General features: G+C 64.3%; 18 protein-coding genes. 10 read left to right on the top strand and 8 right to left on the bottom strand.

What is annotated here, in order from left to right; all coding sequences use genetic code 11:
• Window positions 1-85 precede the first annotated feature (85 nt).
• Both ACN2XU_RS08770 and ACN2XU_RS08765 read right to left on the bottom strand, forming a co-directional pair.
• Window positions 86-1450 carry an oligosaccharide flippase family protein gene (locus ACN2XU_RS08770; RefSeq protein ID WP_419410051.1) on the bottom strand — a complete coding sequence of 455 codons (1365 nt, stop codon included), beginning with the start codon at window positions 1448-1450 and terminating at the stop codon, window positions 86-88.
• Window positions 1447-2271 carry a glycosyltransferase family 2 protein gene (locus tag ACN2XU_RS08765; protein WP_419410050.1) on the bottom strand — a complete coding sequence of 275 codons (825 nt, stop codon included), beginning with the start codon at window positions 2269-2271 and terminating at the stop codon, window positions 1447-1449. The genes ACN2XU_RS08770 and ACN2XU_RS08765 overlap by 4 nt, the downstream gene beginning before the upstream one ends.
• A 197-nt stretch (window positions 2272-2468) precedes the next feature.
• Here ACN2XU_RS08765 and epsE point away from each other — a divergent pair, with 197 nt between their 5' ends.
• Complete coding sequence (gene epsE / locus ACN2XU_RS08760) at window positions 2469-3674, top strand: exopolysaccharide biosynthesis GT4 family glycosyltransferase EpsE (RefSeq protein WP_419410049.1); 1206 nt, start codon at window positions 2469-2471, stop codon at window positions 3672-3674.
• Window positions 3675-3677: 3 nt separating this feature from the next.
• On the opposite strand, the gene ACN2XU_RS08755 is transcribed toward epsE, so the two are convergent.
• Together ACN2XU_RS08755 and ACN2XU_RS08750 are read right to left on the bottom strand one after the other, a co-directional pair.
• A complete protein-coding gene (locus ACN2XU_RS08755) occupies window positions 3678-4955 on the bottom strand; it encodes a glycosyltransferase family 4 protein (protein WP_419410048.1) in 1278 nt (425 codons plus the stop codon).
• Window positions 4955-6355 carry a hypothetical protein gene (locus ACN2XU_RS08750; protein WP_419410047.1) on the bottom strand — a complete coding sequence of 467 codons (1401 nt, stop codon included), beginning with the start codon at window positions 6353-6355 and terminating at the stop codon, window positions 4955-4957. The genes ACN2XU_RS08755 and ACN2XU_RS08750 overlap by 1 nt, the downstream gene beginning before the upstream one ends.
• A gap of 208 nt (window positions 6356-6563) precedes the next feature.
• Between ACN2XU_RS08750 and ACN2XU_RS08745 the strand changes: the two genes are divergently transcribed.
• Complete coding sequence (locus ACN2XU_RS08745) at window positions 6564-7742, top strand: glycosyltransferase family 4 protein (protein ID WP_419410046.1); 1179 nt, start codon at window positions 6564-6566, stop codon at window positions 7740-7742.
• On the opposite strand, the gene ACN2XU_RS08740 is transcribed toward ACN2XU_RS08745, so the two are convergent.
• Complete coding sequence (locus tag ACN2XU_RS08740) at window positions 7739-8419, bottom strand: HTTM domain-containing protein (protein WP_419410045.1); 681 nt, start codon at window positions 8417-8419, stop codon at window positions 7739-7741. The two genes, ACN2XU_RS08745 and ACN2XU_RS08740, sit on opposite strands and share 4 nt — an antisense overlap.
• Window positions 8409-8822 carry a hypothetical protein gene (locus ACN2XU_RS08735; RefSeq protein ID WP_419410044.1) on the bottom strand — a complete coding sequence of 138 codons (414 nt, stop codon included), beginning with the start codon at window positions 8820-8822 and terminating at the stop codon, window positions 8409-8411. The genes ACN2XU_RS08740 and ACN2XU_RS08735 overlap by 11 nt, the downstream gene beginning before the upstream one ends.
• Window positions 8823-9006: 184 nt before the next feature.
• Here ACN2XU_RS08735 and xsc point away from each other — a divergent pair, with 184 nt between their 5' ends.
• A complete protein-coding gene (gene xsc / locus ACN2XU_RS08730) occupies window positions 9007-10785 on the top strand; it encodes a sulfoacetaldehyde acetyltransferase (protein ID WP_419410043.1) in 1779 nt (592 codons plus the stop codon).
• Window positions 10786-10819: 34 nt separating this feature from the next.
• On the opposite strand, the gene ACN2XU_RS08725 is transcribed toward xsc, so the two are convergent.
• A complete protein-coding gene (locus ACN2XU_RS08725; protein ID WP_419410042.1) occupies window positions 10820-11671 on the bottom strand; it encodes a phosphate acyltransferase in 852 nt (283 codons plus the stop codon).
• A 30-nt stretch (window positions 11672-11701) separates the two neighbouring features.
• On the opposite strand from ACN2XU_RS08725, the gene ACN2XU_RS08720 reads away from it, so the two are divergent.
• From ACN2XU_RS08720 to ACN2XU_RS08705, 4 genes are all read left to right on the top strand, one after another.
• Window positions 11702-12835: a citrate/2-methylcitrate synthase gene (locus ACN2XU_RS08720; RefSeq protein WP_419410041.1), complete on the top strand. Its 1134-nt coding sequence runs from the start codon at window positions 11702-11704 to the stop codon at window positions 12833-12835.
• A gap of 116 nt (window positions 12836-12951) precedes the next feature.
• A complete protein-coding gene (locus tag ACN2XU_RS08715) occupies window positions 12952-15774 on the top strand; it encodes a molybdopterin oxidoreductase family protein (protein ID WP_419410040.1) in 2823 nt (940 codons plus the stop codon).
• 115 nt (window positions 15775-15889) lie between these two features.
• Window positions 15890-16639 (top strand): 4Fe-4S dicluster domain-containing protein, encoded by a 750-nt coding sequence (locus ACN2XU_RS08710; protein ID WP_419410039.1) that lies wholly within the window; start codon window positions 15890-15892, stop codon window positions 16637-16639.
• 79 nt (window positions 16640-16718) lie between these two features.
• Window positions 16719-17591: a dimethyl sulfoxide reductase anchor subunit family protein gene (locus tag ACN2XU_RS08705; RefSeq protein ID WP_419410038.1), complete on the top strand. Its 873-nt coding sequence runs from the start codon at window positions 16719-16721 to the stop codon at window positions 17589-17591.
• A 120-nt stretch (window positions 17592-17711) separates the two neighbouring features.
• On the opposite strand, the gene ACN2XU_RS08700 is transcribed toward ACN2XU_RS08705, so the two are convergent.
• Window positions 17712-18254, bottom strand: coding sequence for an acyl-CoA thioesterase (locus ACN2XU_RS08700; RefSeq protein WP_419410037.1), 543 nt, complete (start codon window positions 18252-18254; stop codon window positions 17712-17714).
• 146 nt (window positions 18255-18400) lie between these two features.
• Between ACN2XU_RS08700 and ACN2XU_RS08695 the strand changes: the two genes are divergently transcribed.
• The 3 genes from ACN2XU_RS08695 to yaaA all read left to right on the top strand — a co-directional run bounded on the left by ACN2XU_RS08695 (window position 18401) and on the right by yaaA (window position 21684).
• Window positions 18401-18694, top strand: a complete 294-nt coding sequence (locus ACN2XU_RS08695; RefSeq protein WP_419410036.1) for a YggT family protein — start codon at window positions 18401-18403, stop codon at window positions 18692-18694.
• Window positions 18695-18822: 128 nt separating this feature from the next.
• Window positions 18823-20877 (top strand): DNA helicase RecQ, encoded by a 2055-nt coding sequence (recQ, locus tag ACN2XU_RS08690; protein ID WP_419410035.1) that lies wholly within the window; start codon window positions 18823-18825, stop codon window positions 20875-20877.
• Between the two features lie 30 nt (window positions 20878-20907).
• The gene (yaaA, locus tag ACN2XU_RS08685) at window positions 20908-21684 is read left to right on the top strand and encodes a peroxide stress protein YaaA (protein WP_419410034.1); all 777 of its coding nucleotides are present in this window, start codon (window positions 20908-20910) and stop codon (window positions 21682-21684) included.
• Window positions 21685-21688: the final 4 nt, after the last annotated feature.

Raw genomic sequence — 21688 nt, 5'->3', positions numbered from 1 at the left:
TCGCGGTAATTGGCTCAAATAGTGCGGATTCCGGAAATGTAGCACAAGCCTAGCGCTATTGTTGCCACTTTGGAAACGGGAGACTCTAGAGTGTATTCCCCGCGAGCTGCAGGATCGCGGTCCAGTTCAGCCAAAGCGCCCCGCTGGCCAGCGCGAGGCCGACCCCGGCAAAGACCGCGTCGTGCAGGCCGTCCCACGCCCCCATGCGCCGCGCCAGCCAGACAACCACCGGATAGGCGAGCACAAACGCCGCGCCCTGTCCGATGATGGCACCGAGAAGACCGGCGGTTTCCAGCCCGACAAGCAGGCAGCCGATCATAAGCGCGGCCCGCGTCGCCGCGAGCACGAAGAAACGCTTCGAATCCCCCGCTGCGAGCGCCGCCTGATCATAGGTCATCACGATCAGCATCGGCATCTGTGCACAGGCCAGCAGCACGATGACAGGCCCGGCCATGGCATAGCGCGGATCATACATCAGCGCCACGAGCCAGACGCCGAGCGCGGCGAAGACCGCCACCATGCCCATCAGCATCGCAGTGACGGCAAAGCGCATCTTGCGCAGCTTGGCAAAATTCGCGGGGCTCTGGGTCGGCGGGGTCTCGCGGTAGATCGGGATCAGGATCTTGCGCGTCACCATCCCGCCAAGCAGCATGGGGAAGGCGGCGAGGAAATAGCCGATGTTGTAGACACCGAAATCATCGAGTGCGAGATACTTGCCGATCAGGATCTTGTCCGCCTGAGAGAACAGGAACCCCGCGATGGTGGCGAGGAAAACCCATTTGCCGAAGTTGATCAGCTCCTCCGCCGCCGGTTTCTCCCAGCGGATGCGATTACGCTCGCCGGGGAGGCATGTGCTGTTCACCACCACCTCCGCAATGCCGCCAACAACGCCGGAAATCACCAGGGCCCAGACCGAGCCGGTCAGCCAGGCCAGCCCAACGGCCACCAGCACGCCGATGATCTGCACGCCCATGTCGATCACCGTGACCCGGCCAAGCAGCAGGTGGCGGTTGGCGGTGTCCATGCGCGTGGGTTTGAACCCGGCGATGAGCAGGGTCAGCGCCGCAACCGGCAGCAGATGAGTCAGCTGCGGCTCATCATAGACCCAGGCCATGGGAAAGGCTGCGGCGCAGGCGACCAGCCACAGGCCGAAACCGCGCATCACCTGAATGGTCCAGGCGGTGTTGAGAAAGTCGCGGTCATCGCCGCGTTTGCTCTGAAGAATTGCGGGAGTGACGCCCACGTCGGAGAATTGGCCCAGCCCCATGAGGAACACCATGACAAGCGCCATGAGGCCGAAGGCTTCGGGAAAGAGTAGGCGGGTGAGGATCAGGTTTGAGGCCAGGCGGATCACCTGGCTGAAGCCAAAACCGCCGACGGTGAGCAGCGACGAGCGCATGATCCGCGCCGACAGGCCCTCTCCCCGGAAACGTCCCATCAGCGCATTCATCGGCCCCGGCTCCAATCGCTTTGCGTGCCCTTGGTCAGCTTTACCGCCAGCGCAACCCCGGAATAGACCGCAAAGCCGATCGGGTCGCGCAGGGCGAGCCGCAGTTTTCGCCCGGTTCCAAAGGCGGGTTTGTCGTCGTTGTCCAACAGCGCGGGATAAGTCCGCGCGATTTCGTCAACGCCCACGTCCTGCCGCCGCCGCACCTTTTTCAGCCTGCCAAAACCCTCGGCAATCGGCCAGTCATAGGGGGCGGGGACGCCGATGCGCTCCTCCGGGGAGAAGCTGAGCCGAACGAACGTGTCGTCAGAGATGACGTCCGGAAAAGCGCCCCAGCGCTGCCGCCCGGCGCGGTTCACCGCAAACAGCCCGCAACCCGGCACGCAGTCGGCCATGAAGGGCACCCTGGCCCAGATCCGCGCGTAGGCCCGGCTTATGAAACCCCGCGCCGTGATCCGGACCTGCCCGCTGGCATAGCGCGGCTCCGGGCTGTGCAGCGCCTCCGCGATCTGCGCCAGCAGTGGCGGGCTGACCGTCACGTCCGCGTCGAGATAGACCCGCATCGCGCCGCTGGCCGCCGCATCCCCGGCATTGAGTGCGCCAAGTTTGCCGCCCTCCGCCAGTTCCAGCACGGTCAGGGGCCAGCGCTTTTCGTCGAACCGGTCGGAGAAATCCCGCGCCCGCGCCGCCGTGTCGTCGCTGCAGCCGTTGGCTACGACGATGATCTCGACCGCGCCGGTTCGCGGCCCGTCGGAGCCGAGAAGCGCCGAAAGGCAGCCGCCGATAAGCGCTGCCTCATTGTTGGCCGGTACGATCACCGACATTGACGTTTCGTCTTCCAACGTAACCTCGACCATTGCCCCGTACCTTTGGGGCCACACATTCAGAAAATACAAGCCCTCACCCGCGCCTTGGTGCCGGTTAACTATGGCCAAAGCATGGTTCCGGCTGGAATAGTCCGGGGCAGCCGTCTTTTGGGGAAGACCGGTTTCGCTGCCCATCAACCAAGGCAAAGGCAAAGGTGTCGCAAAAGCTGCGTATCGGGTATCTGGTGCCTCAATTCCCGGGGCAAACCCACATCTTCTTCTGGCGCGAGATTCTCGCGCTCGAAGCGATGGGGCACGACGTGCATGTGCTGTCGACCCGCAAGCCCCCGTCGGGATTGATTGCCCATGACTGGTCCGATGATGCGATCCTGAGAACCGATTATCTCGGCAGCTTCGATCCTGTCGCCTCTGCCGTGGCGCTGGGCAAGCTGACGGCCGAGGGGTTGCCGGGCTGGATCGCACGGGAAGGGCCGGGTTTTGCCAGGGACGCGGCGGTTGCGCTGGGTGCGGCACAGCACCTGCTTCGCCATGCGACCGATCAGAACCTTGACCATATTCACGCCCATTCCTGTGGCCGCGCCGCGTTGATCGCCGCCTTTGCCAGAAAGCTCGGCGGGCCGGAGTATTCGATCACGCTGCACGGCCCGCTGTCCGATTACGGTCCCGGCCAGCGCTTCAAATGGTCGGGCGCGAAATTCGCCACCATCATCACGCACAAGCTGTTGCACGAGGTCGAGCAAACCCTCGCCGGATCGCTGCCGGATCGCATGGTGATCCGGCCCATGGGCGTCGACACCCGCATGTTGAGCCGCGACACGCCCTATCGTCCGCCCGAGAAAACCCGGCCTGTCAGGCTGTTTTCCTGTGGGCGGCTCAACGTGGTCAAGGGTCATCAGGACGTGATGAGCGCCATGCGCCAACTGCTCGATCAGGGTGTGGATGTCCGCCTGGAGATCGCGGGCGAGGATGATGCCGGCGGCGGCGGCTACCGGCTGGAACTCGAAGCGCATCTGAAAAAGCTGCGGCTTCAGGATCATGTCAAGCTGCTGGGCGCGATCGACGCAGGGGCCGTGCGCGAGAAGTTGAAAGAGGCGCACATCTTCGTTCTGGCGTCGTGGCACGAGCCTCTGGGCGTCGCCTATATGGAAGCCATGTCCATGGGCGTGCCAGTGATCGGAACCGATGCGGGTGGCGTGCCGGAACTGATCCGCGACGGCACCCACGGCTATCTCGTGCCGCCGAAGAACCCCGGCGCGCTGGCGCGGACAATCCGGGCGCTGGCCACCGATCCGGACGCGCTGATGCGGCTGTCGGCCACGGGGCGGGCGCATGTGGAAGAGCATTTCCGCGCCTCCCTCGGGGCGGAAACGCTGGTTGAGGAAATCCAGCGAGGGCGCTGACGCCTAATCGAAGAATTGCGGGCCATGGCCCGGTTTGCCGTTCAGCACCCAGTCATAGACCTGCGCCACCTGCTCGGCCTTGCGCGACCACAGGAAATGCGAGGCGACGCGGGCGCGCGCGGCCTGCGCCATCGCGGGCAGGCCCGAGGGATCGTCCGCAAGCGCCCGAAGCGTCCGGGCGAAATGCCCTGTGATCTCCTCGCGGGTGCCGCAGGGCACCTTCAGGCCCCAGCCGTCCTGCACCAATTCACCCGGTCCGGCATAATCGACGATCAGCGGCACCACGCCGAGCGCCATCGCCTCCAGCACGACTCCGCCGCCGAATTCACGGATCGACGGGAACGGCAGCAAATGGCATTGGCTCAGGATGTCCTGCACCGCCTCATGCGCCTGCCAGCCGTGAAAGGTGATTCCGGGGAGGCCCCGCGCCAGCTGCTCCAGCTGAGGCCGCATCGGGCCATCGCCGATGATATCGAGCCTCAGCCTGCCCTCGCGGAGCAAGGGCGCGGCGGCCTCGATCAGCATGTCCGGACCCTTGTACGGGACAAGACGGCCGACAAACGCGCCGCGCAGCGTGCCATCGGGCGCCGCGATCCGGTTGAAGCGCGCGGGATCAATGCCGTTTTCCGGAATATAGAGTGTCTTGCCTTCATGCTCCGTCGGGATTTCCGTCGCGGTGTGATGCGAGCCGGCGAGGATGGCGGCGGCCTGACGCAGCGTGGCCCTGCGTCCGGGCAGAAGTTTGTAGGCGGAGCGAGTGTAGCTCAGCCATTCCTTCTCTGCGCGGCGTTCTGCGTCGAAACCCTTGGGCCAGGGCACGCCGCCATTGAGCGGCCCAAGGACGAAAGGCACACCCGCCTGCGCGCATTTCCCAGCCAGAGACGAGGAAATCGTCGGCGACAGCGGTGTGATGCGATGCACGATGTCATACGCGCCGCGCCGGATGGCCGCGCCGAAGGTCTTCCAGACGAGCCGCTCGAAATGCGGATAGCTGATCGCATTGATCGCCTGAACCACGGTCCAGCCCTTGCCCTCGCCCATGCGCAGCCGTTCGGCAAGGTGCCACATCGGGCGGGCGAAGGCTTCGGAATCGATGGCGGTGAAATCCTGCCCTTCGATCAGCCCCGCGCGCAGGAAGGCCTCGCGGTTGCGGATCTGCGTGACAATGTGCACATCGGCCACCGACCGCAGCGCACTGGCCAGCGACCAGCCGACAAGGGGGACACTGACCCACTCGGGGTTCGCCGCTTCGGCGATGGCCAGAACGCGCGGGCGTGCCATTACATCACCGATTGCCAGTGAAGTTTCGACGAATGCAGCCGGATTTTCAGGCGCGCGGCGCGGAGCTGTTCGGCATAGCCCGTCAACGCCCCCGCGATCAGCCATGTCAGCGGCGTCAGCGTGGCGTTGGGCAGCATGTCGGCGAGGTTGATGGCGAGGATCAGCGACAGCGGCGCGATGAAGGGCGAAATGGCGTCTCTGCGGCTTGGGATTGCCTCGCGCCAGAGCAGGATCAGCGGCCAGAGCAGCAGACCGAATTCGGCGAGGAACCCAACCCAGCCATAGGTGCCGATCAGGATGATCCAGCGTCCGTCCGTGACCGTCAGGATATTGCCCGACACCGGATCGAGGATGTGGTTGCGCCCCCAGCTGCCCCAGCCGAAAATCGGTTTGATATAAGCCCGATCGAGCAGTGTCTGCTCATTGTCGAAACGGAATTCGAGGCTGCGGGCGCGCTCTGGTTCGTAGGCGGTGATGGCAGAGAGAAGGCGCTCCTCCGGGATGAGGTTCACCCCCTTCATCACCGGGTAACAGACCGCAAGCGCCCCGATTACGATGGCGATCCGGATCTGCATCAGGTGGCTGAGCAGGAGCACCGCAGGCACGAGCAAGAGGGCAAACAGCAGCGCGCCAAAAGATTTAGCCAGCACGAGGATCAGCGAGAGGTAAAGCGCGGCAGCGAGCAGTTTCATGCGGCTTGCCTGATCGTCCATCCGCCAGAGCGCCCATGCGGATACAACGGAGGTCATGATGAAGAAAGCAACCCAAAGCCCGTGGTAGAGGAATACAACGGGACGATAGCCGCCGCTGCGGATGCTTTGTCCGAAGAGGTGTTGATAATAGCCATAGACCCAGAGGTTCAACTGCGGAGACAGGCGCATTTCGATGAGCATGAACAGCGAATAGACCAGTCCGCCGATCATCAGGGCCACCATCAGATCCCGCTGCGCGCCGCCGCTGGCAAGATGCTGCCGGGCAAGCAGGAACGGCAGGATCAGCAGCGATTGCTGGACGATCAGCGCGGCGGCGTCCTTGAGCGTCAGCCCGGGCAGGCCGACCTGACCGAAAAAGACCGGCTCTTCGTTGGTCAGCACGGTCATCACCGGCGACAGGATGAAGATCAGCAGCAGCGCCCGCCCGACCCAGGACACCGGCAGCAGCGACGCCTGCTGCGGTCCATTGCGCCAGAGCAGAAAGACAAAGGCCGCGACCGCCGGGATGTTGTGCTTGTTCAGCGGCGGAATCAGCGGCAGATCGAAGGCGGCGGGCGGCTCTGGAAGAAAGAGATAGCCCAGCATGACAGACCAGATCAGCGCACGCTCGCGCGGCAGCCGCAGGAAAAGCAGCACCGTCACGATGGGCCAGATGGCCAGCGCGAGAAAGGCGACAGGATTGGGCATCGGAGCCTTCGGATTGCGGGCGGCGCGGAGCCGGATAACGTCAACCCTAATGAGCGCCTGCGGCAATGTCGCGTCCACATTGGGCCGAAAGCGTGAAATCGGAAACAAAGCCGCCACAGTTGGGCCGATTGAGCTCAAACACGGGCTTTTGCCCCAGTTTCGCCGCATTTCCCCGGCAGTCAGGCGGCTTGAAAAAGCGGGGGCGCTTATGAGTGAGGACAGGCTGCGGATCGCATATCTGTGTGATATGTCTCCGCTAAATCGGAACCTGTATTCGGGTGGCAATGCCCGGATTTACGATTCGCTGCGCAAGCACGCGGGTGAGGTGACGATCCTGTCGCACAGTTGGCATGGTGCCGAGCTGTTGCGCCGCCTCATTCACAAAATGCCCGATCCCGTCAATCTGCGCCTGCGGTGGCGGATGCATCTGGCGTTGTCGCGCGTGATTGCGCGCGGGCTTCAGCGGGAGCTGGCCCGGGGTCCGTATGATGTGCTGTTCTGCGCCTATTCGTTTCAATCAATGTGCCATGTCACACCGCCCGGCCCGATGGTCACGGCCTACACCTCGGACGCCACGCAAACCACGTATCGGATGTCGGAAATCGGTGAGTTCCACAAATCTTGGCTGCGCATCGGGCGGCGGCTTGATGGGTGGGTGGAGCGGTGTGAGCAAGAGACCTTTCGCAACACCGATCTTTTGCTGTGGCCGTCCCGGTGGCAAAAGGATCTGGCCGATCAACGCTATGGGCTTGGCGAGGCGCGCTCGAAGCTCGTGCCGTGGGGGGCCAACCTCGATACGCCGCCCCCGCCCTTCAGCCGCACCGAGATTCATCACAACCGGCCCGTGCGCCTGTTGATGATCGGGCGTGACTGGTTTGCCAAAGGCGGGCCGATTGCCTTTGATTGCATGAAGGAATTGCGCGCGCGGGGGGTCGACGCGCGGCTTACTGTCATTGGCTGCGTGCCACCAGATTTTCATGTAAACGAATGGGTTACGGTCCATCCCCAGCTTGACAAGGCCGATCCGGCGGATCTTGAACATTTCAACGCGGAGCTCACGCGGGCGCATTTTCTGGTTCAGCCATCCTACGAAAGCTATGGGTTCGCGTTTTGCGAGGCGTCGGCCTTTGGGTTGCCGTCCCTGTGCCTTCGGGTGGGCGGTGTGCCGATCCGCAACGGGGTGAATGGCTATGCCTTGCCGGCCGGATCGGGCCCGACCGAATTCGCCGATAAGGTGATGTCCTACGTCGACGCGCCAAAGGACTATATCGCGCTGACGATTTCCGCACACCGCGAGTATAAAGAGAGCCTGAACTGGGATGCGTGGGGGCAATCGGTGGCAGGGTTGCTGCGCGAAGCCGTGGCGATTAAGCGAGCCGAAGCCTAGCCGATCAGGCGCGATTGCAGCCACAGGATCGAGGGGTATGCGCCAAGCCAGATCCAGAAAAACCGGTTGAGCCCAAAAAGGCAGGCATTGGCGAAATGGAAGGCGGCGGTCAGCGTGAGCGCAGCCATCAATGCCAGCGGATGCAGAAGCGCCAGCGGAAAGGCAAGTTCCAGAAGCATCACGGCCCAGCCCCCGAGCCAAAGCATGCGCGGGCGATGGGCCAGCGCGCGCAGCCCCTCGCTCACCGGGTAGGCGGAAAAGCGGAACACATCCGCCAGCGCCCGCCCGCTGCGCCACTCGGGATTGATGACCTTGATCCAGCCGGAGACGAAATAGGACAGCATGAGCTGCGCCCCGAGGTAGGCAAAGGCCAGCTCGGCATAGCGTTCGGGAGCGAGGCGGGCGGCGGTCAGGCAGGTGAGGATGAGCAGGGTCATCTTGTCGCTGCCGCCGTTGTATGGCCCCTGAAAGCGGTGCAGCAGAGCGAGGCTCGTTGCAAACAGACAGGCCAGCGCCGCCCCCGGCATGAGGCCCATGAGCAGCCACAGACAAAGCGCAATGCGCAGCAGAAACATCCACGTGCCGCGCCGTTCGGTGGCGCGGTGCTCAAGGCTCTGCTGGATGATCGCCAGCGCCATCAGGCATTCGGTCAGGCGCAGGGCTGTGTCAAAACTCATGCGCGGGCACCGGGATTGGCGGGCTTTCGTATTCGATGAATTTGCCGATTTGCGCCCCGTCGCGGGCGACGAAGACCAGCCGGAATTCCAGCGTCGCGCCTGGTGCGGCGTGGCTGAGGCGGATCAGCCGTGTGCTCAGCTCCGCAAGCGCGTGATCGGCCTGCTCCGGGTCCGCGACCAATCGTTCCGACAGGCTGACCAGAAATAGCTGTTCGTTCCAGCGCGGGTTCCAGAGCATCCGGCGCAGCATGCGCGCGGGGCCTATTTGGCGCGGGCGATGCTGGCATTCCGACCACGGTGCGCCGTCCAGACGGTATTCGATACGCGGGCTGGGCGCGACGGTCTTGAAAAAGCGCCACGACGGGATCAGCGCAGGTAGGAGCAGAGAGAGGACGTTCGGCATTCCGGATTCTCCCGAAAGGATTCCGCAGGGTGTAAGCAAAGGGGTTTAACCGGCGGTTTCCGGCGCGCGGATATTTGGACATAATCGGGTGCCTCAACTGGCCCTATCCGGGGCGGGCCACAGAGCCTACGATGCATCGCAAAGCGCCCCGTGCGAGGGCGGTGCCATTCAGGGAATCCGAGCGATGAAAATGACCACCGAAGAAGCCTTCGTGAAGGTGCTGCAACGCCATGGCATTGAACATGCCTTTGGTATCATCGGTTCTGCCTTCATGCCGATCTCGGATCTTTTCCCGAAGGCGGGGATCATGTTCTGGGATTGTGCGCATGAAGGCTCCGGCGGGATGATGGCCGATGGCTATACGCGCGCTTCGGGTAAAATGAGCATGATGATCGCGCAGAACGGCCCCGGGATTACCAACTTCGTCACGGCGGTCAAGACGGCCTACTGGAACCACACGCCGCTGCTGTTGGTGACGCCGCAGGCCGCGAACAAGACCATCGGGCAGGGCGGCTTTCAGGAAGTCGAGCAGATGGCACTGTTCAAGGATATGGTCGCCTATCAGGAAGAGGTGCGCGATCCCTCCCGGGTGGCCGAGGTGCTGACGCGGGTGATCTCCAAGGCGAAACAGGCCAGCGCTCCGGCACAGATCAACATGCCGCGCGATTACTGGACCCAGATCGTCGATATCGACATCCCCGAGCCGATCGAATTCGAGCGCTCCTCCGGCGGGGAGAATTCCGTGGCTGAGGCGGCGGCGCTGCTGTCTTCGGCAAGGAACCCGGTGATCCTCAATGGGGCGGGCGTCGTGCTGTCGAAGGGTGGCATCGCGGCGAGCATGGATCTGGCCGAGCGGCTGGAGGCGCCGGTCTGCGTGGGCTACCAGCACAACGATGCGTTTCCGGGCGGGCATCCGCTGTTTGCGGGGCCGTTGGGCTACAATGGCTCGAAGGCAGGCATGGAGCTGATCAGGGAGGCCGACGTGGTGCTGTGCCTCGGCACCCGGCTCAACCCGTTTTCGACGCTGCCGGGCTATGGCATGGACTACTGGCCCGCGCAGGCAAAGATCATTCAGGTGGATATCAACCCCGACCGCATCGGCCTGACCAAGAAGATCAGCGTCGGCATCGTCGGGGATGCGGCGAAGGTGGCGAAGGGCATCCTGCGGCAGTTGTCCGAGGACGCGGGCGAGGCCGGGCGCGCAGAGCGCAAGGCGAAGATCGCCGAGACGAAATCGCGCTGGGCGCAGCAGTTGACCGAAATGACCCATGAGGACGATGATCCCGGCACCACGTGGAACGAACGCGCCCGTGCGGACAAGCCCGACTGGATGAGCCCGCGCATGGCGTGGCGCGCGATCCAGAGCGCGCTGCCGCGCAATGCGATCATTTCCTCCGACATCGGCAACAACTGTGCCATCGGCAACGCCTATCCGTCGTTTGACGAGCCGCGAAAGTACCTCGCGCCGGGGCTTTTCGGACCGTGCGGCTATGGCCTGCCCGCCATCATCGGCGCCAAGATCGGCTGCCCGGATGTGCCGGTCGTGGGTTTTGCCGGGGACGGGGCGTTCGGGATTTCGGTGACGGAGCTGACGGCGATCGGCCGCGAGGAATGGCCCGCGATCACGCAGGTGGTGTTCCGAAACTACCAATGGGGCGCGGAAAAGCGGAACTCGACGCTGTGGTATGACGACAACTTCGTCGGCACGGAGCTGGACGACGGCGTGTCCTATGCGGCCATCGCGCAGGCCTGTGGGCTGAAGGGTGTGCAGGCGAAGACGATGGACGCGCTGACCGCCGCGCTGGCCCAGGCGGTGAAGGATCAGATGGAGCACGGCGTGACCACGCTGATCGAGGCGCTGATCAATCAGGAGCTTGGCGAACCCTTCCGCCGCGACGCGATGAAAAAGCCCAATGTCGTGGCTGGGATCGACCCTGCGGATATGCGCAAGCAAGTGGTCTGAGCGCGCCAAGACCCGTGCAGAGACTTTTGGTCCCCTAGCCCAGCGCGGCGGTCACCGCCGTCGCCGCCACGATATCCGCCACCGTTGCCCCGCGCGAGAGATCGCAGACGGGTTTGCGGAAGCCTTGCAGGATCGGCCCAAGCGCCTGCGCGCCCGCCAGTTCCTGCGCCAACTTGTAGGCGATGTTGCCTGCGTCCAGAGACGGGAAGATCAGCACGTTGGCATTGCCCTCGCCCATCCCCTTCTTTGTCGCAACGCGCGGGTTCAGCGCCGCGTCCGCCTGGATCGGGCCGGGAAAGCCGGTGAGTCGGGCAGCGGCGCGGACAGTCTCGACGCTTGCGCCGGCGCCGGAGGTTCCGGTCGAGAAGCTGAGCAGGGCCGGTCGCGCCGTGCCGAGCAGGGCCATGGCGGACGCATGGGAGGCAACCGCGATCGAGGCGAGCGCCTCTTCATCCGGGGCCACGGTCACGGCGCAATCTGCAAAAAGCATCTCGCGCCCGTCCGGGAACAGCATCAGGAAGAAGCTCGACGGGACGGTGACGCCCTCGGCAAGGCCGATCCCGATGCTGGCCGCTTCGATCACGCGGCGGGTGGGGCTGTCGGCTCCGGCGACCATGCAGTCGGCTTCGCCCGCGGCGACCATGGCGGCGGCGCGGAACAGCGGTTTCGTCAGCATCCTTCGGGCAATGCCCTCTTTCATGCCCCGCGCCTCTGTCAGCGCGCGCAGCTGCGCCTCTGACGGCTCGGACAGGGGCAGCGGCTCCGCAAGTCCTTCGGCCCTCAGCCGGGCGCTGGCCTCGGCCACGCGCGGGTCGTCCATTTCCGGAAAGACCACGCGGGGGCGCCGCGCGCGCGCCGCCTCCATCAACTGTTCCAGAACCGCCATGACACCCCTCCGTTTGCGAAAGGCACCATGATGAGCGATGACGTGAAGATCAACCGTGGCCTCAAGGGCATTTACTTCGAACGCTCCGGCGTGAGCCATATCGACGGGGCGGCGGGGGAGCTGCTCTATCGCGGGTACACGATCCACGATCTGGCCGAGCAGTCGACCTTCGAGGAGGTGTGTTACCTGCTGATCCATGGCGATTTGCCGGATGCGGCACAGCTTGCGGATTTCGATGCCCGGATGAAGGCGGCGCGGCAGTTGCCCGATGCGATCCATGACGTGATCCACGCCACGAAGGACGGCCATCCGATGGATGTTCTGCGCACCTGCGTGTCGGCCCTGGCGACGTTGGAGCCGGGGAGCACGGAGAAGGGCGAAGATGGCTTCTTGCGCAATGGCATTCGCCTGACCTCGCAGGTGCCCATGATCATCGCGGCGCATGAGGCAATCCGCAACGGGCGCGCACCAGTGCCCGCAGACCCGGAGTTGAGCCACGCGGCAAACTGGCTCTGGATGCTCAAGGGGGAAAGGCCCAGCGCCAATGCCGCGCGTCTGGCCGATGTGGATTTCATCCTGCACGCGGAGCATGGCGCGAATGCGTCGAGCTTTGCCGCGCGGGTGACCGTGGGCACAGAAGCCACCCTGCATGGGGCGATGGTCACGGCGCTCAGCACGCTGGCCGGACCCGCCCATGGTGGCGCGGCTGAGGACGTGATGAAAATGGTGCGCGAGATTGGCACCCCCGAGAACGCCGCCGCCTACGTGAAGGAAAAGCGCGCGGGTCGCGAGGCGGTGACCGGCTTTGGCCATCGGGTCTATCGCGCCGAGGACCCGCGCGCCCGGCACATGCGCGACGGGGTGCGGAAACTGGGTGAAGAGATGGGCGCGCCGGAGTGGTACGAGATCCTGCAGGCGGTGGTGGAAGCGATGAAGCCCTACGCCCGCCACGGCCTCAATGTGAACGTCGATTTCTACTCTGGCGTGATCTACCAATTGCACGGCATTCCCATGGACCTTTACGTGCCGATCTTTGCCATCGGGCGGATGCCCGGCTGGCTTGTCCAATGTCTGGAACAACAACGCCAGAACATCCTGATCCGGCCTTTGACCCTGTACAACGGACCGGAAAAACGGCCCTATATACCGATGGCGCAGAGATGATGGTTCGCATTCTGGCGCGAGGGGCGGGAAATTTCTCTGAAATCCTTGCGAAGCGATAAAATTGATATACGAATGATACACCTTGCGCAGACTTGCGCCCGACACGAAGGACAAGGATGGCCCAGCCTGATCTGAACACATCGCCGGAGGTCTCGGACGAGGTGCGCAAGACGACCTGCTACATGTGCGCCTGCCGGTGCGGGATCAACGTCCACATGAAAGGCGGCAAGGTTGCCTATATCGAGGGCAACCGCGATCATCCTGTGAACAAGGGCGTGCTCTGCGCCAAGGGCAGCGCCGGGATCATGCAGCACAACGCGCCCTCGCGTCTGCGCGCGCCCCTGCGGCGCGTCGGGCCGCGTGGGTCCGGGCAATTCGAGGAAATCAGCTGGGAAGACGCGCTGGAAACGGCGGAGTCGTGGATGAAACCCCTGCGTGAAACCGCGCCGGAAAAGCTGGCCTTTTTCACCGGGCGGGATCAGAGCCAGTCGTTCACCGGCTATTGGGCGCAGCAGTTCGGCACGCCGAATTTCGCCGCGCATGGCGGATTTTGCAGCGTCAATATGGCGGCGGCGGGCATCTACACCATGGGCGGGGCGTTCTGGGAGTTCGGCAGCCCGGATTGGGATCGGACCAAGCTGTTCATGCTGTTTGGCGTTGCCGAGGATCACGACAGCAACCCGATCAAGATCGGTTTGGGCAAGCTGAAGGAACGCGGCGCGACGGTGATCGGGGTGAACCCCATTCGCTCGGGGTATAACGCGATTGCCGATGAATGGGTGGGAATCCGGCCGGGCACCGACGGGCTGTTCATCCTGTCGTTGATCCATTGCCTGTTGAAGGCCGGGAAAATCGACCTGTCCTATCTCGCGCGGTTCACCAACGCGCCGTTCATTCTCGACAGTGATCCGAAGTCCGAGGGCTACGGACTGGCGCTGCGCGATGAAGACGGCAAACCGCAGGTGATCGACCGCCGCACCGGCAGGCTCGCTCCCTGGGACGGGCAGGGCGTACAGCCGGACCTGACCGGGCATTTTCGCAAGGCTGGCGTGACCCATGCCTCGGTGATGCACCGGATCGTCGAGCGCTACATGGACGCGCAATACAGCCCGGATGTGGTGGGGCCGAAAACCGGCCTGACCCCGGAGCGTATCCGCCGGATCGCGGCGGAACTGGCGCGGGTGGCCTTTGACGAGGCGATCGTGCTGGATCAGCCCTGGACCGACTTCCGGGGCGAGCGCCACGAACAGATGATCGGCCGCCCGGTCAGCTTCCATGCCATGCGCGGTGTCTCGGCGCATTCGAACGGGTTTCAGACCTGTCGGGCGCTGCACATTCTGCAAATTCTTCTGGGGTCGGTGGAAACGCCGGGCGGGATGCGCTTCAAGCCGCCCTATCCCAAACCCGCGCACGCCCATCCCAAACCGCATTTCAAAGTCACGCCGGGCCAGCCGCTCGATGGTCCGCATCTGGGCTATCCGCAGGGGCCCGCCGACTTGGCGCTGGACCCGGCCGGCCAGCCGATCCGCATCGACAAGGCCTTTACCTGGGAAAACCCGCTGAGCGTCCATGGCCTCATGCACATGGTGATCTCAAACGCCCACGCCGGGGACCCGTACAAGATCGACACGCTTTTCCTCTACATGGCGAACATGGCGTGGAATTCGTCGATGAACACCCGCAAGGTCATGGAAATGCTGACCGATACCGATGAGGACGGGGAGTACGTCATTCCCCGGATCATCTACTCCGATGCCTATAGCTCCGAGATGGTTGCCTATGCCGACCTGATCCTGCCCGATACGACATACCTGGAGCGGCACGATTGCATTTCGCTGCTCGACCGGCCGATCTCCGAGCCGGACGCGGCGGGTGATGCCATCCGCTGGCCGGTGGTGAAGCCGGACCGCGATGTGCGCGGGTTTCAATCGGTGCTGATCGACCTCGGGGCGCGGCTCGGGCTTCCGGGGTTCGTGGATGAGGACGGCGCGCCGCTCTACGCGGATTATGCCGATTACATCCAGAGCCATCAGCGCAAGCCGGGCATAGGGCCGCTTGCGGGCTGGCGGATGGGCGACAAGGGGCTGACCCACGGGCGTGGCGCGCCAAACTCGGCACAGCTCGACAGCTATATCGCCAACGGCGGCTTTGCCAGTTTTCACATCCCGGAGGCGGCCCGGTTCTACAAACCATGGAACAGCGCCTATCAGGACTGGGCGGTGGAGATGGGCCTGTTCGAGGCGCCCACGCCCTATGTCTTTGAGCTTTACTCCGAACCGCTGCGCCGGTTTCAGGCCGCCGCCGAAGGAACAGGCGCGCATCTGCCTCCAGAGCACCTGCGCGCGCGCATGGCCGTGACCATGGACCCGCTGCCGATCTGGTATGCGCCGCTTTCCGATGCGCACGAAGATCCGGCGGGCTTTCCGGTGCACGCGCTGACGCAGCGCCCGATGGCGATGTATCATTCCTGGGGGTCGCAAAATGCCTGGCTGCGGCAGATCCACGGGCGCAACCCGCTCTATCTGCCAACCTACTGGTGGGAGAAACTCGGTTTGCAGGATGGCGATTGGGTCCGCGTCACCTCTTCCCATGGCGAAATCACCGTACCCGCCGCTCATATGGCCGCGCTCAATTCCGATACCGTCTGGACGTGGAATGCCATCGGCAAACGCAAGGGCGCCTGGGCGCTGGACAAGGCTGCGCCGGAGGCGACGAAAGGCTTCCTGCTCAACCACCTGATCCACGAGCTGCTGCCGCCCAAGGGCGACGGGCTGCGCTGGTCCAATTCCGATCCGATCACCGGTCAGGCCGCGTGGTTCGATCTGCGTGTGCGGCTGGAAAAGACCAAGGCCCCGGACGAGGCGCTGCCCGTCTTCGAGGCGCAGCAAAGCCCGGTTCCCCCGGCGCCGGGCGCTTTGGCATGGGAGGTGACAGAATGATGGTCGGTGATTTTCCCGTTCAGGCCATTGTCCCGCCGGTTCGCCCGGGTGCGCATTGTCGCGCTACTGCCTTTGAGCCTGTGCCTGAATCGAACCATGGCCGGGAGGGCGCGGCATGACCCAGCTGCCAGAGCGCACAGAGCGCAAGATGGGTCTGGTGATCGACCTCGATACATGCGTGGGCTGTCATGCCTGCGTGGTGTCCTGCAAGGGCTGGAACACCCAGAATTACGGCGCGCCCCTGTCGGATCAGGAGCCGTATGGCGCCGATCCCACGGGCACTTTCCTCAACCGCGTGCACAGCTATGAGGTGCAGCCAGAGGAGGGCGCCGCCCAGCTGGTGCATTTCCCGCGGTCCTGCCTGCACTGCGAAGACGCTCCTTGTGTGACGGTCTGTCCCACGGGGGCGAGCTACAAACGGGTGGAGGACGGCATCGTTCTGGTGAATGAAAGCGATTGCATCGGCTGCGGGCTCTGCGCCTGGGCCTGTCCCTACGGCGCGCGCGAGCTGGATCTCGCGGAGGGCGTGATGAAGAAATGCACCCTCTGCGTCGATCGCATCTACAACGAAAACCTGCCCGAAGAGGACCGCGTTCCGGCCTGCGTGCGCAGCTGCCCGGCAGGCGCGCGGCATTTCGGGGATCTCGGCGATCCGGGCAGCGACGTCAGCCAGCTGGTGGCGGAGCGCGGCGGCGTGGATCTGATGCCGGAACAGGGCACGAAGCCGGTCAACAAATACCTGCCGCCCCGGCCCAAGGACCGCTGGGAGGGCGAGGTCGATGTGTTGGCCCCCTTCCTTGAGCCGGTCGCAGAAGAGCCGCGCGGGCTGCTGCGCTGGATCGACAAAGCGCTGGAGAAGCTATGACACTGCGGCCACCCGAGACAATGATCCGACACTCTGTAGGGCGGGGCTTTGCCCCGCACGCCGGACGAAAGGCGGCCTGATGCATCCGGCCCCGTCAATCATCGCCTTCACCACGCTCTCGGGGCTCGGCTTTGGCTTGCTGGTCTGGCTCGGGATCGACCCGGACCCGCCCACCGGTCTTGTCGGCTTTGCGTTCTTCGCCATCGCCTTTGCGCTGTCGGGCGGCGGGCTGTTGTTCTCAGCCTTCCACCTGGGCCGCAAGGAGCGGGCGCTCAAGGCGTTCACCCAGTGGCGCAGCAGCTGGCTCTCACGCGAGGCCTGGGCCGCGGCTGGCGCGCTGGGCGTGTCGGGGCTTTATGCGTTGGCGCTGGTGGTCTTCGGTGCGCACATTGCGCCGATCGGCTGGCTCTCTGCCTTGCTATGCCTCGTCACGGTCTTTGCCACATCGATGATCTATGCGCAGCTCAGGACCGTACCGCGCTGGCATCACTGGAGCACGCCCGCGCTGTTTCTTCTGCTCTCCGTCTCGGGTGGGGCCTTGCTGTCGGGGCGGATTGTCGAAGGCGGCGTTGGTCTGGCTCTTGCGGGCGCACTGCAACTGTATGTCTGGATCGATGGCGACAGACGGCTTGCCGGGTCCGGCTCGACCCTTGCCACGGCCACGGGCCTTGGTTCCATGGGTGGGACGCTTCGCGCTTTCGAGCCGCCGCATACCGGATCAAATTACGTCATGCGCGAAATGGCCTATCGCGTGGCCCGCAAACATGCGCTGAAACTGCGGGTGATCGCGCTTTTGCTGATGGCAGTCGTGCCGGTGCTCTGCTTGTCGCTGCCCTTCTCGCATATTTTGGCGGCACTGGCCGTGCTGTGCCACATCCTCGGCGTTTTTGCCGCGCGCTGGCTGTTCTTTGCCGAGGCCGAGCACGTCGCTGGGCTCTATTACGGTCGGTGACCGTCTTCTTGCCGCAGAAAAATTTTGCCGGAACAAAATTTTGTGTGGGGGCGCTGCCCCCGTCAGCTTCGCCGACTCCCCCGGAGGTATTTGGAAAGAGAAGAAGCAGGGTGCGGGGGGTCAGTTTGCGGCATCCAGCATCGGCGGCCAGGGACGTTTGTCTTCGGCGGTGATCCACGCCTTGATCCACTCGGGCAGCTCCGGTGAGGCCACGTCCTGTTGCATCGCGTGCATGATGCGGTCCGTGGTCACGATGCCCTTGCTGTCGGTGATCGCGGAGCGATAGACCGCGTGGCTGGTGCATTCGCCGTCTTTCCACATGGACTGTTCGAGATAGACGAAGCGGTGATCCCATCCCGTCACCCGGCTCAGCATCCTGACCTTGTCGAACATTCTCACGCGGCGGCGGTAGCGGACCACCGATCCGGCGATTGTCAGGCCCCAGCGTTGCTGTTTCAGTACGTCCAGAAGCCCGCTGCGCTCGGCCATGGGAATACGTCCGAGGTCATAGATCGTCAGGGTCCGCCCGTTGTTCAGTTCCATCCACATGTCGAGATCCCAGGGCATGCAGCGGTGGTGGCTGACATGAGTGTCGAGAAGGCCCATGCGCGACGCGCGGCGGGCAAAATACATGTCCTTGTACAGGCGGAAGAACGGATACATCGGCGGCTCCTTGTGATTGGCCGCCGTGGTGCGCCGGTGGCAACCGCGCGTCAACCACGACCTTGCGTCCCGTCTTGCCCTTTCGGCAGCGAATGCTTAGGTCTTGCGCGGTCTTAACGAAACTATCGAAACGCAAGGGGCGTATGATGCAGTCGCTGTTCCAAATCCTGATGCTGATCCTCGACATCGTCTGGTTCTTCATCATTGCCCACGTCATCATGAGCTGGCTGATTAATTTCCAGGTGCTGAACCTGCGGCAGCCGATCGTGGCGCAGATCTGGGACGGGTTGAACCGTATTCTCGATCCGGTCTACTCGCGGATCCGCACGATCCTGCCGGCCATGGGCGGTCTTGATCTTGCGCCGCTTGTCGCTCTGGTTGCGGTTTATGCGATCCGGATCATCCTCGCCAACAACGCCGGGGTCTTCTACGGCTACTGACGGTCTTCGGGCAATCGGCTGAAATCGGACGGGCGCGCGGCAAAGGCGGTCAGTCGGGGCTTGATTCACCGAATCTTAGTGTGTGATTGTCGGGAATAGAGCAGATCTAGTAATAATCGGCAGGTCCCATGCCCCGCGACGCCGCGCCCGCCGAGGCGCTTCTCAAGGATGTTTTCGGCTTTGACGGGTTCCGCCCGGGTCAGGGCGAGATCGTCGACGCCGTCGCGACGGGACGGAACGTGCTTGCCATCATGCCCACGGGGGGTGGCAAATCCCTCTGTTTTCAACTGCCTGCCTTGATACGGGGCGGGGTGACGGTGGTCATCTCACCGCTCATCGCGTTGATGCGCGATCAGGTGCGCGGGCTGCGCGAGGCCGGTGTCGCCGCCGGGGCCCTGACCTCCGGCAACACCCCCGAAGAGACCGACGCGGTCTGGGACATGCTGCAGAATGGCTCGCTCAAGCTGCTCTACCTTGCACCCGAACGGCTTGCCAATACCGGCACACAGCGGATGCTGTCGCAGGCCGGTGTCTCCCTGATCGCGGTGGACGAAGCGCATTGCGTCAGCCAGTGGGGCCATGATTTCCGGCCTGATTACCTGCGCATCGGGGAGCTGCGCCGCGCGTTGGACGTGCCGCTGGCCGCCTTCACCGCCACGGCGGATGCCGAAACGCAGGAAGAGATCGTCACGCGGCTGTTCGATGGCCAGCAACCGGAGACCTTCCTGCGCGGCTTTGACCGGCCCAACATTCACCTCGCCTTTCAACCCAAGGACGGCCCGCGTCAGCAGATCCTGAGCTTTGCCAAGGCCCGCAAGGGGCAGTCCGGCATCGTCTATTGCGGCACTCGCGCCAAGACCCAGACCCTAGCGCAGGCTTTGGCGGAGGCGGGGCATTCGGCCTGCTATTACCACGGCGGGATGGAGGCGCAGGATCGCCGCGCAGTGGAGGAACGGTTTGCCACGGAGGACGGGCTGATCGTCGTGGCGACGGTGGCCTTTGGCATGGGCGTGGACAAGCCGGACATCCGCTGGGTCGCTCACGCGGATCTGCCCAAGAGCATCGAGGCCTACTACCAGGAAATCGGCCGCGCCGGGCGGGACGGCGCCCCGGCGGAAACGCTGACGTTGTTCGGTCCGGATGACATCCGCCTGCGCCGCTCGCAAATCGACGAGGGCAATGCACCGCCAGAGCGGCGCGATGCGGATCACGGACGGCTCAATGCGCTGCTCGGGCTGGCGGAGGCGTTGGGCTGCCGCAGGCAGGCCCTGCTGAAATACTTCGGTGAGGTGGCGGAGCCCTGCGGCAATTGCGACCTCTGCGACACCCCGCCAGAGCTGTTCGACGGCACCGAGGCGGTGCGCAAGGCGCTGTCCGCTGCGCTCAGGACGGGCGAATCCTTTGGTGCGGGCCACTTGATCGACATTCTCATGGGCAAGGACACTAACAAGATCCGCCAGCGCGGCCACGACGGGCTGCCCACATTCGGCGTGGGAAAAGATCTGTCCAAGGGGCAATGGCAGGCGGTGTTCCGGCAGATGATGGGCCGCGACCTGATGCGGCCCGATGCGGAGCGTCACGGTGCGTTGGTGATGACGGAAGGGGCGCGGCCCTTGCTGCGCGGCGAGGAGACGATCCAGCTTCGCATGGACACGATCGTCCGCAGCGCAGAGCGCCGCCCGGCGGTCAAGGCGCTGGTTTCCGAGGAAGACGCGCCGCTGTTCTCGGCGCTCAAGGCCAAGCGCACGGCGCTGGCGCGGGACGCGCAGATGCCGCCCTACATGATCTTCCCGGACCGCACCCTGATCGAAATGGCAGAGCGGCGTCCCGCCAACCTCGATCAGATGGCGCAGGTCAACGGCGTCGGCGCGACGAAACTGGAGCGCTATGGCAATGCCTTCCTCGAAGTCATCAACGGCAGTGTCGAAGAGCTGCACCCGACGCGGCGCAAGCTGGCCGGGCGCAACGCCGGCACGCTCTACGACGCCCTGATGGAGGCGCAGGCGCAGCTGATGCGCGGGCCGGAGGGCGTGGACAAGCCGCTGTCCTGCTCGGCGTCCCAACTGGCCAAAATCGCGGAACAGCGCCCGGATTGCGATTCCTCCATGGAGCGGCTGCTCGGCGAGAAGAAAGCCGAGCGTTTTGGTGCGGCTTTCCTTGAGGTTCTGCGGGAGGCGGGCTAGATCCTGCGCTGAACCAAGACGGGGGATGCCATGCTGATCGTGATTTCGCCGGCCAAGCGGCTGGACTGGAGCGAGCGGTCGGTCGAGATGACCGAGCCGGATTTCCTCAAGGAGGCCGGGAGCCTCGCGCGCACCGCGCGGAATCTGCCGCTCAAGGATCTCAAGGCGCTGATGAGCCTGTCCGATGACCTCGCCAAACTCAACCGCGACCGCTTCAAGGCTTACACCGATGCGCCGGGCCCCGAGGACCTGCGCCCCGCCGCGCTGGCCTTTGCCGGGGATACCTACATGGGACTGGAGGCAGGCTCGCTCGACGCTGCGGAACTGGCGTGGGCGCAGGAGCATTTGCGAATCCTGTCGGGGCTTTACGGTCTGCTCAGGCCGCTGGACGGCATCCAGGCCTACCGGCTGGAGATGGGGTCACGGCTGAAGACGCGGCGCGGCGCAAACTTGTATGACTACTGGCGTGACGAGATCGCCAAAGCATTGAATGCACAGGGCGAAACCCTTGGCACGGATGTGCTGATCAACTGCGCCAGCCAGGAATACTTCGGCGCGGTGCCCGCGAAACCGCTGACCCTGCGGGTCATCACCCCGCAGTTCATGGAAGAGAAAAACGGCACGCCGAAGATCGTCAGCTTCTTTGCCAAACGGGCGCGGGGGGCCATGGCGCGCTATATCGTACAGCATCGCCTGACCGATCCGGCCGGTCTGCTTGATTTCGATAGCGGCGGCTACGCATATCGCGCCGATCTGTCGGAGCCGGACAAGCCGGTCTTCACCCGCGCCGCCACGACCGCCTCCTGAGGCG

Source organism: Pacificoceanicola niger (assembly GCF_048553275.1).
Classification (GTDB): Bacteria; Pseudomonadota; Alphaproteobacteria; order Rhodobacterales; family Rhodobacteraceae; genus Pacificoceanicola.
This window is presented reverse-complemented; position numbering and strand designations above follow the sequence as displayed.